Consider the following 17,256-nt stretch of genomic DNA (forward strand, 5'->3'; position numbering starts at 1 on the left):
GCCGGTGCCGGCCAAGTTGTGATAGGCAATTTCAGCGCGAAACCGGGCGCAACCCCCGACAATCGGCGACGGGCAGTTCAGTCGGCGACGTGACGGCGCAGCCGCCAAAGCACCAGCGCCACGCTGGCGAGTACCACCGGCACCGCAACCGCCATGGCGATTTCATGGTTGAGTCCCGGTACCGCATCGAACAGATAGCGCACGAGCCCGACCAGATAGTAGCTGATCGCGGCCACTGACAGCCCTTCGACGGTTTGCTGCAGGCGTAGCTGCAGACTGGTGCGACGATCCATCGACGCCAGCAGGTCACGGTTCTGCTTGGCCAGCGCGATGTCGATCCGGGTGCGCAGAAGCTCGCTCGTCCAGGCGGCGCGCTGCGACAAATCCTCGAGCCGCGCTGAAAATGAGTCGCAGGTGCGTACCGCGGGGACCAGCCGGCGCTCGGTGAAGTCGACCAGGGTCTGATAGCCGCGCACGGCGCTGACATGCAGGCTGGCAAGCCGGTCCGAACAGATCTGCGCATAGGCGCGCGTTGCGCTCATTCGGTAGCGTGTCTGCGCGACAATACGGGCGAGCTCGGCCGACAAGAACGTCAGCTCATCCAGCAGCTGGTCATCCTCGGAGCGTCGCTCGGAGACGGCGTGCGTCAGTTCGGCCAAGCGCGCCTCGAGTTCGGTAACCGCCGGCGTCAGCTGCTGCGCCAGCGGCAAGCCAAGCAGCGCCATGTTGCGGTAGTTGCCGAGTTCCTGAAGTCGCATCATCAGCTGCGCCGGTTCATCACGCGCTAGCCCGCGATCCTGCACCAGCAACCGCCCGAATCCGTCTTCGTGTAGCTTGAAGTCGGAGACGATCCGCGCGGTGTCGCTCGCGACGTCGCAGACGATTGTCGCTTCGGGCTCGAACCAGCGATCGAGGTCTGCAGTGATTGGCGCTGCATCGTTAGAGGCGACCAGCGCAATCTGTGTCGCGCGGACGATCTCGCCCGGCATGTTTTCCAGCACAGCGGACAGCACGGGTTCGAACAGCCCGGGATCGAACGGCGTGTCGAAGGCGCCGGGGCGCAGCAGGGTATAGGTCGCAAATTCGGTGTGGCGTTCCCACACCAGGCTGATGCCGCCCAACATCGCTACGCCATATTTGGTCGAAAATGGCACGACTTGCTGTGCCGTGGCGACAAGCGTTTCGATATGAGCGTATGCCAGACTGGCTGCGGCCCCGTCGAGCAGCGTCACGAATTGCACAAGCCGGCACGGTGCGGCAAAGCGCGGCAAGCGGCGGATGTGCATCTCCGCCGAAAGCGCCGCGCGAAGCGGATGGCTACGCAGCTGCATCTGCGTCCACCAGCATCGATGCCCGCCGGTTCCGCGCCGCCAGCGGCACGGACATGGTCACTGCTGTGCGGTCATGACCGCCGGCTCGCCCAACGGGGTTTGCTCCGCAGCCACTGCGTCTGTCGCTGCGGCAGCCGTGACCGGCGAAGCAGCTGCAGCTGGCGCCAACGTCGGCCCCTTGAGCGCCGGTGCCTGCGCTATCATGCTGACGCCGCCCAGCGGCTTCGACACGCCCTGATGGCAGGTGGTGCAATTGACCTTGTAGACATCGCCATGCGGCCCCTTTCGATTGTTAGGGAATACGTTCTGCAGCGACGCGAGATAGGTCTCGTTGATGTCGCGGACCATCCGTATGCCGTAATAGGCCGTGCCGCGCGGTGGCGTGCTCAGGTTCCAGGCGCGGAACGACTGGGTGTTGTGACAGAAGGTGCAGTTCACGCCCAATGCCGAACTCATATGCATCATCAGCGCATAGGTCATCTCGGTGTCCTTGATCGAGACAACATGGTTCGGTTGCGGAAACGGGTCGCTGCCCGCCACCCTGATCTGCTGCGGCACCACCAGGAACTGTGTGAACGGATCATAGGGCAGCGACGTGAAGCCGACCTCGGGGCTGGGGGAATTCTGCCCGCGCTTGTTGCCGAGGATCGACATGGATGCGGGCATCGCGTCAGCCATCGCCCATTTGTTTGCCGGCACGGGCTGGCCGCGGTGGCAGGTGTAGCAGGTCACGCCGGTCTGCTTCACATGAGGTGACCATTGCGCATTGATCGTCTGCGTCATCTGCAGCATGCGACGCGCCACGACCTTGGTGTATTTCTCGTCGGACGCCAGGTTTTCGGGATTATGGCAATAGTTGCAGCCTTCGGTCTCGGGCGCCACCCATTGGCTCATCTCTGCCATCAGGTGATCGAAGCGCTCCTTGCTGACGTTGCCGAGCACCTTGACGTTTTGATAGCTTTCGGCAGCCGTAGGGCCACCGTCCGGCGGCAGCGGATACGGCTCGGGCGGGATTGCTGCCTGTTTCGCCCTGTAGTTGACCGCGACGATCTGATCCATGCCGGTGCCGCGGTGGCCGGTTTGCGTTGTTTGTTTTGGCCCGAACTCGCAGCCGCCGAGCAGCGCGGCACTCAGGCCCACAACTGCGAATACGCCGATCCTAGTCGGAAACTGGTTCATTGGGGCGCTCCCGGAAGCGTTGCGGGATCAATGACACCGGTACCCGGATAGCTCGGTGCATAGCCATGCATCACTGCCCACAGATACCAGTTGTCGACGACAGTACCCGTCAGCAGGATACCAATTGCACCGGTCAGCGGCGTCAGCACCGCAAACCACCAGGCCCAGCGATGGATCGATTCCATCGTCGCGTTGAAGCCCATCGTCCAGCGCCAGAACAGAGCGGCGCGCTCGGACGCAGTGCCGCGATCGGTGATCTGCTCAATCTCGCGCTCGCCGCCGTAGCGACCGACCGCAAGGATCGTCGCGCCGTGCATCGCGAATAGCAGAGTCGATCCGTAGAGGAAGGCGATCGAAAGGCAGTGGAACGGATTATAGAAGAGGTTGCCGTAGCGGATCGAGAATGCCGCCGTCCAGTCAAGGTGCGGGAAGATGCCGAACGGCACCGCTTCGGCCCAGCTGCCCATCAGCATCGGCCGGATGAAGCCGAGCGTCAGGATCAACAGGATAGCCGCGGCAAAAGCCCAGGCGACATGCGTGCCCATGCCGAGCGCGCGCGCCCGACGGAAAGTTCGCAACCACCAGAGTAGCAGCGACACCGTCATGCAGAAGCCGGCGATCTGCCACCAGCCGCCTTGGGCCAACGGCACGAACAGCTTGAAGCCCCATTGCGGCCCCGGCGGCTCAAGCGCGAGCCATGGCAGTTGACGGACGAACTGGATCGGATCCCAGTTGACACTCGCCCACATGTTGAGCCCGATGATCTCGAAGCTGAGGAAGGCGAAAATCAGCGAGGCCATGCCCAGCGTGCCGAGATAGACCGGTCCGACCTGCGCCGCGCCAAGCTTGCCGAGCCAGTAGCTGTAGAAGCCCTCGCCAGTGCGCGTGAAACTGCTGTCGCGCAGCGGTGGCCCGGCCTCCAGCGGCCCGCGCAGCTGGATTTGGGTGAACATGTTCTGATAGCGTGCCATCGCGCCGATCCCCCCTTAAGACCAGATGGGCAGGTTGAGCCACCACGTCCACCATTCGGGCCAGCCGCGTGTCCACAGCGGCCCCGAGATGATGATGCAGACTGCGCTCCAGAAACCCGCAGACAGCGCCAGGAAAAGCCCCAGCCGGTGAATACCGAGTGTCCCGATCGAATAGCCGATCGAGTCGCGGAAAAAGGCGTCTTCATATTCGGGCGACTTGACGGCTTCGCCCGGAGCCGGATTAACCGACGACAGCACAAGTGCGCCGTGGAATGCCAGTGCGCCGCCGGTGGTGAAAAAGAAGCTCACGGCCAGCATGTGCGCTGGATTGTAGTGGAAATGCAGATATTGGTAGCCGGTGTTCGACACCCAATCGAGATGGCTGAATATGCCGTATGGAAAACCGAAACCCCAGGCGCCCAGCAAGACCGGGCGGATCACTACTAGCGAGACATAGGCGAAGATCGCGAAGCCATAGGCGAATGGCACATGGTAGCCGATGCCGAGCTTTCGACAGATTTCCACTTCGCGCAGTGCCCATGAGACAAAGGCGCCAATTGCGCAGATCGTAATGACTTGCCAGAACCCGCCTTCGCGCAATGGCGCGAAGCCAAGGCCGTAGCTGATGTCCGGCGGTGCGATGCTGATGAGCCACGGGTTCCAAGTGCGCCCCAGCGAAGCGGCGTAGAATATCAGCGCCGTGCCCAGAGACGCGAAGATCGCTGTGGTGACACCGAAAAAGCCGACGTAGAACGGACCGACCCAGAAATCGAACAAGTCGCCACCGATCAGGGTGCCGCCTCTTACCCGATATTTTCGCTCGAAACTAAGCAGTGCCATGGCATGTCTCCGTTCCACGGCGTGCGCCGCAGATCGTTGCTGTTGGGTCGTATTCGGTGGACGGGGTCGGGCCTGTGTTCCGGCCCCGTCCACCGCATTTCGCGCGCTAACGCGGTGGCATTGTCCGGTTAGCTGCCCGCTGGTGTCGCAGTGGAGCCCGCTACTGCGGGCGTATGCGGACCATCAAGCCAGTTGAACCGATCCGTGCTGAGCAGGATGAAATGAATCAACAGTGCCAGCACAAACAGGAAGATGAACAATGCGACCAGCGCTCGACGCGGGTCAAAAATCAGCCAAATTCTCCACATGTCGTGGTCCCTTCTTTTCTACAGTCAAATGTTACCGTGGCCTGGTCAGAACCAGGGCCGCCAGTTCCACACCAGGAAGTGGGCAACGATTGCCACGACTGTGAAAATCAGGAAGCTGCTGATAAACAGCTTGTGAAATTCTTTGGCTTCTTCAGGGGTCAGATAACTCCCTGGCCCCAACCTTTCATTTGGATCATTCATTTCTACGTCTCCATAGTTCCCGACAGGGGCAGGAGCGTGAAACGCGCTCCCCGGTTGCATCCACCCGGGCAGGTTGCCCGGGGGGATTCTGGTGCCCGCAGTGGATCGGCGAGGATCGTGCGGGAAAGGCGTGGCGCGCTCATGCCGAGCGGCTTTCGGAAATGGCGAGCGCCAGGCGCTCGGACGTGACGGAAGGCTCGCCGGCGCGGCGCGCGGCGCGCTCGGCGGCGTCGCGGATGCGCTTAGCCATCGAAATGCGCACCAGCACTGGCGCGCGCTCGACGACAGCGTCGAGTTCGGCCTTGGCCTCATCATTCCACATGACTTCACGCTCGATGCGCGCCGGGGTTGCCTCTGTCTTGTCGAGCTGGCCGGCGAGCGGCAAGATGTGGAAAAGCGCGTCGAACAGCGCGTTGCAGACTTCTTGGACGAGGTAGGTCGCGCCGCTATAGCCCATGAACGGCGTACCGGTGTGGCGGCGGATAACCGCGCCGGGGAAGCTGGCGGGAATATAGACGCCACGTCCGCCGGCTTCGGCCATGTACATCCGTTCGTTGAAGCTGCCGAACAGCACCAGTGGCGGGTTGTCGGCGATCATATCCTTGATCGTCTGGTTGTCGGACTTGGTCCCCGCACACCGCGAGACCGCGAAGTTGCAGGGCAGCCCCATGTCGGTTTCGAGGAAATTGCGGATGCCGCGCGCATAGGTGTCGGTAGCGACGATGCCGAAGCTGGCGGTGCCGAAAAAATCCTGGGTCACCGAGCGCCAAAGATCCCAAAGCGGCTTGATGGTCGTATGCTTCTCGCGCTCGATGAATGGTTCCGGGTCGAGACCGATCAGCTCGCCAAGCTTGCGCAGGAATAGAGTCGTCGATTCAAGCCCGATTGGCGCCTGCAGATATGGCCGCTCGAGCGCCTCGCACAGCCCACGGCCGAATTCGCGGTACATGCAGACATTGACCTGCGCGTTGGCGAGTTTTCCGACATCGGCGAGGTGACTACCGAGCGGAAAGACCATCCCGACCTCGGCGCCGATGCCTTCGATCAGCCGGCGAATTTCGGCGAGGTCGGACGGCATGTTGAACGCGCCGTACATCGGTCCGATGATGTTGACCCGCGGCTTTTCGCCCGGGCGCGGTGCCTTGACCGGCGGTACCTTCTTCGGCCCGAACTGCGTCCACAGCCAGGTCAGCGCGCGGTCGCCCGATTGCCACTGGTCCTCGTCGATCGTGCGCGGCAGGAAGCGCGCAATATTGGTGCCTTCGGGCGTGACGCCGCCGCCGATCATTTCGGCAATCGAGCCGGTGACGACCACGCACGGCAAATCGGGATCGAGCGTCTTCCACGCGCGCTTCATAGCGCCTTCGGTGCCGTCGCGGCCGAGCTCCTGCTCGCCGAGGCCGGTGACGACGATCGGCAGTTCGTGCGGCGGCAGGCCATCGGTGTAGTGCAGTACCGAAGTGACCGGCAAATTTTCGCAGCCGACCGGGCCGTCGATGATGACCTGCAGGCCCTTGATCGCGGTGAACGCATAGACCGCGCCCCAATAGCCGCCGGCGCGATCGTGATCGATGATCAGCGTCATGAGCCGATACTCGCTTCGGCCTTCGCGGCGGCAATGCGCCGGGCGGCGAACTTGGCCTTGAAGTCGGGCCGGTCGACGGGTGTGTTCTCCCAGACACCGGCGGTCGCATCCTTGCCGACGCCTTCGAAGAACGCCGTCATCTTGTCGAAACGATGCTGGTTGGCGAGCGCCGCGTTGACCACCATCGCGAGGCTGCCGGCGCCTGCCGGCCCCATCAGCGGCCGCGCCGAAATCAGGTTGGTGAAATACAGCGCCGGGATGGCCTTTTGCTTGGCGTGCTGGACCACCGGGGTGGTGCCGATCGCGAGCTGCGGGCCGAACTCCTCGACGGCCGCGATATCGTCCTCGAGGCTGGCGCGATATTGCACCCGGGCGCCATGCGCTTCGAGCCACTCGCGGTCCGGGTCGGACCATTTGGAGCGCGGGCAGGCAGTGCCGACATACGGCACGTCGGCACCGCTTTCGATCAGCAGCCGTGCCACCAGCAGCTCGGAGCCTTCATAGCCCGAAACGGTAATCCGGCCCGATATGGGCTTCGCGGCGAGCGCGCCGCGGATGGCCGGGACGAAGCGGTTCTTGGCCGTATCGACCTTGTCCTGCGCGATGCCGCACGCCGCCCCGATCGCATCGAGCCACGCCGCCGTGCCGTCGGCTCCGACCGGGGCCGATCCGACGACCGCGCGGCCGGCGGCCTCGAATTCGCGGACGCTGGCGGTGTAGAACGGGTGGATCGCACCGACGACGGCGCAATCAAGCGCCTGATAAAGCTCGCGCCACTCGCGCGTCGGGACGACCGGGCCGGCAGCCAGCCCAAGCGGCTCGAGCATCAGGCCGATACCCGGCGGATCGGCGGGGAACATCTCGCCAAGCAGTGTCACCGTCGGCCGGTCCGACCGCTCGCGCGGTGCGGCGACCGGGCCTTGTTCGGCCTCGCGGCGGGCATAGGCGAGCATGGCGCCCGCCAGCACATCCTTCGCCTCGGCATGTGTCGGCACGCCGAAGCCGGGCACGTCGATGCCGATGACGCGGACGCCGTTGATCGCGTCGGGCAGCAGCTGCAGCGGCACGCCCGATGCCGTCGGCACGCACAGGTTGGTGACGATGATGGTGTCGTACAGCGCCGGATCGGCGAGGCCTGCGACCGCTTCCTTGATGTCCTCGAACAGTTTGCCGGTGACGAGCGTTTCGGAGCTGAAAGGCACATAGCCGACGCTGCGCTTGGCGCCGTAGAAGTGCGACGTAAAGGTCAGCCCGTAGACGCAGCACGCCGAGCCGGAGAGCACAGTTGCGGTGCGGCGCATCCGCAGGCCGACGCGCAAGCTGCCGAACGCCGGGCACATCGATTGCGGCTGGTCGTGCGGGCCGCGTGGGTAGTCCGCAGCATAGCGATCGAGGATTTCGGATTTGCCGGCTTTCGCGGCCGCATCGCGCATTAAGCCGCTCGAACCGCAGCCGCCTTCGACGGCAGCAACCGGTGCCGGGCTGAGGTCGATGTGATCGCGATCACGCGGTGGAGTTTCGAGATCCACGATCAGACCGCGTCGTAGACGATTTCGAGGCTGGGCTTGGCGACATAGGGTGCACCGCGCATATCGGCCTGCGTTGCCGGCCGTAGCGCGAAGTCTGCACCGGTGACGTCGGCGCTGAACAGGTTGAGCAACCCATCCTGATCGAGCGGAGTCGGCCGCAGCGGCGGGGCTTCGGCGACGTTGATCGCAAGCTGCTCGAACAGCGATGCCCATTGGCCGCCGGGTTTGCCGATAATCTGGTAGTTGGCGCTCTTCTTGCGGATGTCATCGTTCGCCGGGATTGCGGTCAGCACCGGTATGCCGACGGCTTCGGCGAACGCCTGGGCTTCGCCGGTGCCATCATCCTTGTTGAGGATCATGCCGGCGACGCCGACATTGCCGCCCATTTTGCGGAAATATTCGACCGCCTTGCAGACGTTGTTCGCGACATACAGCGACTGCAGGTCGTTCGAGGCGACGACGATGACCTTCTGGCACATGTCGCGCGCGATCGGCAGGCCGAAGCCGCCGCACACCACGTCGCCGAGGAAGTCGAGCAGAACATAGTCGAAGCCCCATTCATGGAACCCCAGCTTTTCGAGCGTTTCGAAGCCGTGAATGATGCCGCGTCCGCCGCAGCCACGACCGACTTCCGGCCCGCCGAGCTCCATCGCGAAGACACCGTCGCGCTGGAAACACACGTCCTCGATGCCGATCTCCTCGCCCGCGAGCTTCTTCTTCGAGCTGGTTTCGATGATCGTGGGCGTCGACTTGCCGCCGAACAGCAGCGACGTCGTATCGCTTTTGGGATCGCAGCCGATCAGCAGCACGCGCTTGCCCTGCTGCGCCATCATATAGCTGAGGTTGGCGAGCGCGAACGATTTGCCGCTGCCGCCCTTGCCGTAGATCGCGATGATCTGGGTTTCCTTGGTCACCGGGCCGCTGTGGACGGGATCAGGTTCCTGATGCGCTTCGTCGCGCAGCGGTCCGGGATCGAGCATGCTCATATTTGTCTCCAATCAAGGACCATCTTCAGGCAATCAGGGTCGGTAAACGCCTGGGGGTAGGCGATCTCGGCCTCTGCGGCAGGGCGGGCGTGGCTGATCAATCCGTCGAGCCGGAGCGCACCGGTGTCGGTCAGTGCGATGATGGCGGCGGTGTCAGCGGGGGTGAATTCGGCGGCGATGCGCAGGCGCGCCTCGCGCATAAAGGCCGGCGGAAAGGCAAAAGACAGCCGGTCGTAGAAGCCGGCGAGGACGATCTCTCCGCCCTTGCCAAGCCGCGGGATCAATATGTCGAGCACGTCAGCCGCACCGCTCGCGTCGCAGATCGTGTGATAATCGCGGCGGTCGTCAGCCTCTGGATCGATCACACTGTAGCCGCTGGCATCGCGCCGCGCCGGATTGGTCTCCCAGACCGTCGGCGGCGGTGCGCCGCGCGCGACCACGAGCCGAGCCAACAGCCGCCCGAGGATGCCGTGGCCGATAATCAGGTCGGGTGCGGCGCCGCCGGAAACAGCATGATGCGCGGTCGCCGCGAGCGCGGTCAGGATGCCATCGCGTCCCAGCGATTCGGCAATCGGCACAGCGCGCGCCGCTGTAATTATCACGGTGCGCGCGGTGCCACCGAACAGGCCGCGCGCCGTCTGGTAGCAGTTCGCGCCGGGCACAAAGACCCATTCACCAATCCGGGCGCGGGCGTCCGACCCGGCGTCAACAATACGGCCGACCGACTCGTACCCTGGCACCAGCGGGTAGCCCATGCCGGGGAAGTCCGGCATCCGACCGGTCCACAGCAATTTTTCGGTGCCTGAGGAAACGCCGCTCCAGTCGATTTCAACGCAGACGTCATCAGCAGTCATCGGGTTGAGCACAAGCGACCGCAACGCGATCCTTTCCGGCGCTTCGAGTATGACCGCCATTGCGTTCATAGGCTCATTCCCCTGCTCGAGGCCCTGCATAAGCCTCATCGCAAGTGTAGTTTTATATGGACATGTTTGAATGTCAAATAGATTGGACATTCAGGTCAGCAATTCGCGATGATTGCCCTTGTCGTCAGCGGCATCGCCGTGGGGAGAAGGCGTGAACGGGCAAACCCGGCGGCCTTGAGCATCGTCCGAATCTCTGCCGGGCTGCGCGGCCGCCCTGACCCCATCGCCAGCAGATAAAAGCCGAAATAGGCGTCGCCGGCCGGTTCGGCGCCTGGTGTCAGCGCCATCGGCTCGGTTATGAACAGTACCCCGCCAGGGGCCAGTGCGGCGCGGATATTGCGCAGCAGCGCCAGTGCCGGCGCATCGTCATGATCGTGCAGGACGCGCACCAGCGAGATGATATCAAAGCCCTGCGGCAGCGGGTCGGCGAGAAAGTTGCCGCCATACACGCTGGTGCGCGGGGTCAGTCCCGCCAATTCGAATCGCCCCCGCGCGCGCTCCCCCACCGCCGGCAAATCGAACAGCGCCAGCTCGAGGCCGGGGACGCGCGCTGCCACCGCTTCCAGAAATGCACCCTCGCCGCCGCCTACATCGAGCAACCGGCGATGCCGGTCAAAGCGGTAGGCGTCGATTGCCTGCGCGGCGATCAGCGGCTGCGACGCCGCCATCAGCGCCGAATACGCGGCGACCGCGGCACCATCGCCGGTGCCTGCCGATTCGGCATAGTGCCAAAGTGCCGACAATTGCCCGCCGCCCCCGCCACGGCGCAAAAGCGCGACCGGATCGGCAAGATCGGCATAGAGCAAGTCGTGATGCGCCACCATTTCGGCGATGCCGCGATTGCCGCGCAGTGCCGCGCCGTCGCTGCCGAGCACCCACGCCGTTCCCAGCCGCTCGGCCAGCCCCAGCGCGGCCGCGGCGCGCAACAGGCGTTCAGCGCCGGCGACGGGCAGGTCGATTCGCGTCGCCACCGCATCTGTGCTGGTCGGCCCCTCGGCGAGCACGTCGAGCAGGCCGGTTTTGATGCAGGCGGCAAGGATCTGCGAGTAAGTGAAGCCGGCGACGAGATCGAACAATGCTCGCGCCCGGCGCCGCGCGATCGGCCGCGTCAGCGGGAAGCGCGCGGCGAACTGCTGGAAGCGCGGCGATGCGAGCACGGCGTTGCGCCAGGCGACCCAGCGCCCGCGCCACCCCAATTCTTCGCGGTTGGACGAAATCATGTGTCAAGACGTGTGGACACATGTTAGCGTCACGTCAATTGGCTGGAGGATGCTGGCGTATGCCAGACGACCGCGTGATCGTTATCGGGGCTGGCGTCGGTGGACTGGTAAGTGCCGCCTGCCTCGCAGCGCGTGGTTGCGACGTGACGGTGCTCGAAGCGGCCGGCGGCCCGGGCGGCAAGCTGCGGGCCGTCATGGTCGATGATGCCGCGATCGATGGCGGGCCGACGGTGTTCACAATGCGCGGGGTGTTCGAGGAGATTTTTGCGGCGTGCGGTGACTCGCTCGATGCGCATGTCACGATGCGGCCCGCGACCACGCTGGCGCGCCATGCCTGGGGTGACGCCCGGCTCGACCTGTTCGCCGATCCGACCGCCAGCGAAGCGGCAATCGGCGCCTTCGCCGGCGCTGCCGAAGCGCGCGGCTACCGCGCATTTCGGCTTGAAGCGAAGCGGCTGTTCGACGCGCTCGACCGGCCATTCCTGCGCGATACCAAGGCCGACCCGCTGCGCCTCGGCTGGCGCATGGGCGCCGCCGGCTTTGCGGACTATTGCACGCTGCGCCCCTATACCTCGCTATGGCGCGCGCTCGGCGGCTATTTCCGCGATCCGCGGCTGCGCCAGTTGTTCGGTCGCTACGCCACCTACTGCGGCTCCTCGCCATTTCAGTGCCCGGCAACGCTGATGCTGATCGCGCATGTCGAAGCCAGCGGCGTGTGGCTGATCGATGGCGGCATGCACCGGCTGGCGCGGGCGCTCGAGGCGGTGGGACAACGTAACGGCGTGCGCTTCCGCTACGATGCGCCCGTTGACAAAATCCTCATCGAACACGGCCGTGCGGTCGGCGTGAAGCTGCGCAGCGGCGAACGCATCACTGCTGCTTCGGTTGTGTGCAACGCCGATCCCGCCGCCATCGGCGCAGGCGGCTACGGTGATGCTGCCCGGCGCGCGACGTCGCCGGTGGCGCCGCACCGTCGCTCGCTCGGCGCGATGGTCTGGACGGCACGTGCCACGGCAACCGGTTTCCCGCTGGCGCGCCACAATGTGTTCTTTTCGGATGACTATCCGGCAGAGTTCGCCGCGCTTGGCGCCGGACGGCTTGCAAACGCGCCAAGTGTCTATGTCTGCGCGCAGGACCGCGACGCCGCCGACACTGCGCCCGACGGCCAGGAACGCCTTCAGATCATCGTCAATGCGCCGCCTGTTGGCGACGGCGCCGCCTTCACCCCAGCGGAGATCGACACATGCAGGTTGCGAATGTTGGACAGCGTTTCGCGGGCGGGGCTTTCGCTCGATCTGGCGCCTTCGATGGTGCTAACGACGCCGCACGACTTCGAGGCGATGTTTCCCTCGACGGGTGGAGCCCTTTATGGACCGGCCTCGCACGGGTGGGCGGCCTCCTTCCGCCGCCAGGGCAGCCGGACACGGATCCCTGGGCTCTATTGCGCGGGCGGGAGCACACACCCCGGCGCGGGCGTGCCGATGGCGGCGCTTTCCGGCCAACGAGCCGCCGAATGCCTGCTCAGGGACCGCGCTTCGATGTTGCGGTCGCGCCCAACGGGTATGCGTGGTGGTATATCGACGCAACCAGCGCCGACGGCGCCCATGGGCTGACGATCATTGCGTTCATCGGCAGCGTTTTTTCGCCCTACTACAAATGGAGCGGGCGCGGGCATCCGGAGAACCACTGTGCGATCAACGTCGCGTTGACGGGCCCGCGCGGCTCGGCGTGGGCGATGACCGAGCGACCTTCGCGGCGCGTCGATCGTGGCGCCGACCATTTCGCCGTCGGCCCCAGTGCTATGCGCTGGGACGGCGATACGCTGGTCATCGATATCGACGAGATTTCGGCGCCGCTGCCGTACCGGGTGCGCGGGTCGGTGCGCGTGACCCCGGAGATGATCGGTACGACGGCGTTCGCGCTCGATCCTGCCGGACGGCATCGCTGGCACCCAGTCGCGCCGCGCGCGCATGTCGAAGTGTCGATGACGCATCCAGGCACAAGCTGGCGCGGTGACGGCTATTTCGATTCGAACTTCGGCGATGAGCCGCTCGAGGACGGCTTCGACGACTGGCACTGGTCGCGCGCGCATCTGAAGAATGATGTCGCGGTGCTCTACGAAGGTCGGCGTCGCGACGGGACACCGTTCGAACTCGCGCTGCGCTTCGACCGGCAAGGGCGCTGGCATGATGTCATGCAACCGGCGCCCGCCGCACTTCCCCGCACCGGCTGGCTGGTCAAGCGCCGGACCCGAGCCGATGCTGGGCATGCGCCGCAGGTGATCAAGACCTGGATCGACGCGCCATTTTATGCGCGAACGGCACTATCGACGCGGTTGTTTGGCGAGAACACGCGGGCGGTCCACGAAAGCCTGTCGCTCGGCCGGTTTCGCTCGCCGGTAGTCCAGTCGATGCTGCCCTACCGGATGCCGCGCGCGCTTTGGTGAAGCGGCTCAGGGCGCGTCGGGCGGCTTCTTGTCCTTCTTGATCTCGCGGTTGACCGAAATCAGCTGCCAGATGCAAAAGATCAGCACCGGCACACCGCCAATCGCCATGTCGAACAGGCTGAGATACTGGTTACTCATCCGCGTCCTCCTACAAACTCCCTGATCGCTTCGACGACCACCTCCGGTTTCTCCTCATGGGCAAGGTGGCCGAGTCCCACGAGCGCCGTCAACCGCCCATCGCCGACGAGCGCCGCAGCGCTGCGCGCGCTCGAAATGGGGATCGCCGCATCCGCGCTGCCGTGGACAAGCAGCATCCGCGTCTGCAGTAGCGGCAGGTCGCGCGCTAACGCGTCGAGATCCCAGTTGGCCATCATAGTGATCGCCCCCGCGCAATGGCCCGAAGTCGCGAACAGGCGTTGATAAAATGCAACGCCCGCGTCATCGATGCGCGACCCCGTGCTGCGCAGCAAAAACTGCGCAGTTTCGCCGCGCGTCCGCGCCAGACGGGCGAGGAAATGCGGCGCCAGCGGGTTGACGAACAACAGCCGGGCGAGCGACGGAAACAGCTTCGCGCCGAGCCCCGGAAACGGCAGCAGCGCAGCACTCAGCCCGATGATCGCGTCGGGGGTCGCCTGTCCGTCGAGCACCATGCGACACGCGATTGCCGCACCCGCCGAATGACCGACAATGGCATCCGGCGCGATCTCCAACCGACGCAGCAGGTTGCCGACCGTCCGCGCCATCGCCGGCATCGACATGCCGTCGGCAGGCCGCCACGAAGTGAAGCCGTGGCCGGGCAGGTCGACCGCAACCACGGTGAAATGCTCGGCGAGCAACGGCGCCAGCGCGCGCCAGCTGTGCGTCGCGGCGCCGGTGCCATGCAGCAGCAGCAGCGCCGGCCCCGCCCCCATGACCTGGACATGCCAGCGCAGCCTGCCGGACTCGACGAACCGACTATGCGCGCTGTTCGGCCAGCCTTTGCCTTCGACCGACCAGCGCGGCGCCGTCATGCACGCTGCGCCGCACTGACTGCGGCATGCATCGTCGTCGCGTCGGCCCGCGGCAACGGCAGATAGCGCGCGCGCATAGCGGCCGCGAGCGCCGCGCCCTCGGGACGGGGCCGCGCCGAAATATCGACGAACGCTGCGGCAATTCCGGCGGTGCCGATGGCCTTAGCCGCCTCTTTCGCGTCCGCCTCGGCGGCGGCGCGAACGCTACCGCCATCGGCGGCGATATTGGCGCGGCCGTCGGTCAATACGACAATGAACGGCGTCTGGCCGCGCGCGCGTGCCGCCTCGGCAAGCTCGCGCGCGGCGTTGAGCCCCGCCGCCAACGGCGTACCACCACCGCCCGGCAGCTCAGCCAGCGACCGCCGCGCGCGCGCCAGCGACCGCGTCGGCGGCAGCAGCACCTCGGCCAACGTGCCGCGAAACGCGATCAGCGCCACCTGCGCGCGCTTGACATAGGCCTCGGCAAGCAGCAGTTCGACCGCACCTTTGGCCTCGGCGAGCCGCGCCAGCGCCGACGATCCGGAAGCGTCGACGGCAAAAATCGTCAACGCCTCGGCGCGCGTCTCGAAGCGGCGGACGCGGAGATCGTCGCGGCGGACCGCAATGCGTCCGTCAGTGCCGCGCAATTTTTGCCAGGGTGCCGCGGAGCGCAACGTATCGATCAGACTCAGGCGCTGTCCACCGCCGGGCATGCCGGCACGTGCCCCCATCGGCCGGCCGCGCACGCCGGACTTTTGGCGCGCACCGGCGCCGCGCACATTGTTTGGCCTCCCGCGCCGGACGGTGCCTGCGGCTATCCGGGCGAGAACATCCTTGGGCAGCGACGCCAGCGCGGCGGCAAGTACCAAATCCTCGAGCGGCGCTTGCTCGCCATTTTCGTCTTCGCCCGCGTCGCTGTCCTGCGGTGGCGGGGGCGTCGAGTCGGCCTCCGGCTCTGCCGGTGCCATCGGCAGGCGCGTCGCCCGCGGCGCCAGCACAAGTCGCGCGGCCAACAAGACGTCTTCATCGGCGACCGTCGTGCGTCCGGCAAGCCGGGCACTCGCGCGCGCGGCGCGTAGCGCGAACAGCGGCGCACGCGCTGAGTCGATCCCCAGTGCCGCTGCGGTGGTGGCGAGCGCCGATACTATTTCGTCCGGGGCCTGGACCGCGGGCGTGCCGCCGTAAAATCGCTGTATCGCGAGCAGCGCTTCGGTCGCTGGTGGATCCAGTGCCCAATCACCGCCGTGCAGCGACAGCGCACGCGATGCCGTCAGGTCGATCCAGAACGCAACCCGCTCGATCAGTGCGGCCGGCGCGCGTTCCTCGGGTTCGATGCCATCATCGAACGCCACCGTTAGAAAGCGCGCGCCGTAGCGCGCGGCAACCCCGTCGCGCTCGGTAGCGGCCGTGCCGGCATCCATCACTGCCGTGATCCTGCCGACAGTCGCGTCGGACAGCCGCTCCGCCATCGGCACGATGATGATCCCGCCGTCGGCTTCGGCGAACAGCCCGGCCCGCGTCACCCGCTTGCCCTGCGCCAACGTCGCGGTCAGATCGATGCCGCCCAGCAGCCGCTCATCATCAATGTGTGACGGCAAGCGCCGTACCGGCGCCGACGTGGGCAACCCCGTGCGCAACTCTGCAATGACCGCGTCGCGCAACTCGCCGCCGCCACGTAGCACGATGCCGCCGAGTTCGGGATCGATGGCGCACAGCCGCGCGGCAATCAGCGCATCCTGAAAGGCATCGGGCGCAACGTCGCCCGCGCTGTTCACGCCGCCAATTCCTCCAGCGCCCGCTCGATCCGCGCAGTCGACCCGGTCTCGTCGAGCACGTTGCGCCGCAGGCGGTGGCGCAGCGCCAGCGGCGCCACTTGCCGGACATGTACCGTGCCGACGTTCTCGACGCCGTCGAGCGCCGCAAGCGCCCGCGCCGATCGCATCAGTGTCAGCTCGCCGCGCAGGCCATCGGCCCCCACCGCCATGCACAGCCGCGAAGCGTACGCCAGCACCGCGTCGGGGATCGTCACGCCGGAAAGCATCGCCCGCCCGTGCGCGATGCGATTCTGTGTCTTGCGCTGCGACCGTCGCCAGATTTCGGTGAACGCAGCGGGATCGCGCTCGAAGGCATCGCAGCGCTTCAGAATCTCGACACGCTGCGTCAGGTCTTGCGGCGTCCTCACCTCGACCGAAAGCCCGAAGCGGTCGAGCAACTGCGGGCGCAGCTCGCCTTCCTCGGGGTTGCCGCTGCCGACCAGCACAAAGCGGGCGGGGTGACGAATGCTCAGTCCCTCGCGCTCGACGACATTCTCGCCCGAAGCCGCAACATCGAGCAGCAGGTCAACGATATGATCCTCGAGGAGGTTGACTTCATCGATGTAGAGAAAGCCGCCATTGGCGCGCGCCAGCAACCCCGGCTCGAAGGCCTTGATCCCTGACCCCAGCGCTCGTTCGAGGTCGAGCGCGCCCACCACGCGGTCTTCGGTCGCGCCCAAGGGCAGGTCGACGAAAGGCACCGGCACCTGCCCCTTGCGCGCCGTGCCGTCCTGATAGCCGGCGTGAGCTGCCGGAACCGACGGCAGCAGCGCGGCAAGTGCCCGCACCGCGGTTGATTTACCCGTGCCGCGGTCGCCGAACACCATGACGCCACCAATCCGTGCGTCCACCGCGGCAATTAGCAGCGCCAGTTTCATCTCGTCCTGGCCGACGATCGCGGAAAAGGGAAAGGACATGCGCACGGATAATCTGT

At 65.7% G+C, this 17,256-nt stretch carries 17 protein-coding genes; 2 read left to right on the forward strand and 15 right to left on the reverse strand.

The annotated features are described in order from the left end of the window. Window positions 1-77 precede the first annotated feature (77 nt). From EUV02_RS07915 to EUV02_RS07965, 11 genes are all read right to left on the reverse strand, one after another. On the reverse strand, window positions 78-1,331 hold the full coding sequence (locus tag EUV02_RS07915; RefSeq protein WP_135245706.1) for a DUF3422 family protein: 1,254 nt from the start codon (window positions 1,329-1,331) through the stop codon (window positions 78-80). 57 nt (window positions 1,332-1,388) lie between these two features. Beyond that, the gene (gene pufC, locus EUV02_RS07920; RefSeq protein ID WP_135245707.1) at window positions 1,389-2,510 is read right to left on the reverse strand and encodes a photosynthetic reaction center cytochrome PufC; all 1,122 of its coding nucleotides are present in this window, start codon (window positions 2,508-2,510) and stop codon (window positions 1,389-1,391) included. Continuing rightward, window positions 2,507-3,481, reverse strand: a complete 975-nt coding sequence (gene pufM / locus EUV02_RS07925) for a photosynthetic reaction center subunit M (protein ID WP_135245708.1) — start codon at window positions 3,479-3,481, stop codon at window positions 2,507-2,509. Before pufM ends, pufC begins: the two co-directional genes overlap by 4 nt. Before the next feature lie 15 nt (window positions 3,482-3,496). Next, window positions 3,497-4,321, reverse strand: a complete 825-nt coding sequence (gene pufL, locus EUV02_RS07930) for a photosynthetic reaction center subunit L (RefSeq protein ID WP_135245709.1) — start codon at window positions 4,319-4,321, stop codon at window positions 3,497-3,499. A gap of 128 nt (window positions 4,322-4,449) precedes the next feature. After that, window positions 4,450-4,629: a light-harvesting antenna LH1, alpha subunit gene (gene pufA, locus EUV02_RS07935; RefSeq protein WP_135245710.1), complete on the reverse strand. Its 180-nt coding sequence runs from the start codon at window positions 4,627-4,629 to the stop codon at window positions 4,450-4,452. Between the two features lie 45 nt (window positions 4,630-4,674). Further along, entirely contained in the window at window positions 4,675-4,830 is a 156-nt protein-coding gene (gene pufB / locus EUV02_RS07940; protein WP_135245711.1) for a light-harvesting antenna LH1, beta subunit, read from the reverse strand. 139 nt (window positions 4,831-4,969) lie between these two features. Beyond that, window positions 4,970-6,415, reverse strand: a complete 1,446-nt coding sequence (gene bchZ / locus EUV02_RS07945) for a chlorophyllide a reductase subunit Z (RefSeq protein ID WP_135245712.1) — start codon at window positions 6,413-6,415, stop codon at window positions 4,970-4,972. Further along, window positions 6,412-7,848 carry a chlorophyllide a reductase subunit Y gene (gene bchY, locus EUV02_RS07950; RefSeq protein WP_135246448.1) on the reverse strand — a complete coding sequence of 479 codons (1,437 nt, stop codon included), beginning with the start codon at window positions 7,846-7,848 and terminating at the stop codon, window positions 6,412-6,414. The genes bchZ and bchY overlap by 4 nt, the downstream gene beginning before the upstream one ends. Before the next feature lie 98 nt (window positions 7,849-7,946). After that, complete coding sequence (locus tag EUV02_RS07955; RefSeq protein ID WP_135245713.1) at window positions 7,947-8,930, reverse strand: chlorophyllide a reductase iron protein subunit X; 984 nt, start codon at window positions 8,928-8,930, stop codon at window positions 7,947-7,949. Next, a complete protein-coding gene (gene bchC / locus EUV02_RS07960) occupies window positions 8,927-9,853 on the reverse strand; it encodes a chlorophyll synthesis pathway protein BchC (RefSeq protein WP_135245714.1) in 927 nt (308 codons plus the stop codon). The genes EUV02_RS07955 and bchC overlap by 4 nt, the downstream gene beginning before the upstream one ends. A 95-nt stretch (window positions 9,854-9,948) precedes the next feature. Beyond that, a complete protein-coding gene (locus EUV02_RS07965) occupies window positions 9,949-11,073 on the reverse strand; it encodes a methyltransferase (RefSeq protein WP_135245715.1) in 1,125 nt (374 codons plus the stop codon). A gap of 59 nt (window positions 11,074-11,132) precedes the next feature. Between EUV02_RS07965 and crtD the strand changes: the two genes are divergently transcribed. Together crtD and EUV02_RS07975 are read left to right on the forward strand one after the other, a co-directional pair. Then, complete coding sequence (gene crtD / locus EUV02_RS07970) at window positions 11,133-12,686, forward strand: 1-hydroxycarotenoid 3,4-desaturase CrtD (protein WP_135245716.1); 1,554 nt, start codon at window positions 11,133-11,135, stop codon at window positions 12,684-12,686. Further along, window positions 12,587-13,519, forward strand: a complete 933-nt coding sequence (locus EUV02_RS07975; RefSeq protein WP_341533706.1) for a hydratase — start codon at window positions 12,587-12,589, stop codon at window positions 13,517-13,519. The genes crtD and EUV02_RS07975 overlap by 100 nt, the downstream gene beginning before the upstream one ends. Before the next feature lie 6 nt (window positions 13,520-13,525). Here EUV02_RS07975 and EUV02_RS16015 read toward each other — a convergent pair whose 3' ends face one another. The 4 genes from EUV02_RS16015 to EUV02_RS07990 are packed head-to-tail and all read right to left on the reverse strand — an operon-like array spanning window position 13,526 to window position 17,239. After that, a complete protein-coding gene (locus EUV02_RS16015) occupies window positions 13,526-13,657 on the reverse strand; it encodes a hypothetical protein (protein ID WP_279379510.1) in 132 nt (43 codons plus the stop codon). Continuing rightward, window positions 13,654-14,529: an alpha/beta fold hydrolase BchO gene (bchO, locus tag EUV02_RS07980; RefSeq protein WP_135245717.1), complete on the reverse strand. Its 876-nt coding sequence runs from the start codon at window positions 14,527-14,529 to the stop codon at window positions 13,654-13,656. Before bchO ends, EUV02_RS16015 begins: the two co-directional genes overlap by 4 nt. Next, window positions 14,526-16,283: a magnesium chelatase subunit D gene (locus EUV02_RS07985; protein WP_135245718.1), complete on the reverse strand. Its 1,758-nt coding sequence runs from the start codon at window positions 16,281-16,283 to the stop codon at window positions 14,526-14,528. The genes bchO and EUV02_RS07985 overlap by 4 nt, the downstream gene beginning before the upstream one ends. Continuing rightward, window positions 16,280-17,239: a magnesium chelatase ATPase subunit I gene (locus tag EUV02_RS07990; RefSeq protein WP_424022183.1), complete on the reverse strand. Its 960-nt coding sequence runs from the start codon at window positions 17,237-17,239 to the stop codon at window positions 16,280-16,282. The genes EUV02_RS07985 and EUV02_RS07990 overlap by 4 nt, the downstream gene beginning before the upstream one ends. Window positions 17,240-17,256: the final 17 nt, after the last annotated feature.

It is taken from the genome of Glacieibacterium arshaanense, assembly GCF_004681125.1.
Lineage (GTDB): Bacteria > Pseudomonadota > Alphaproteobacteria > Sphingomonadales > Sphingomonadaceae > Polymorphobacter_A > Polymorphobacter_A arshaanense.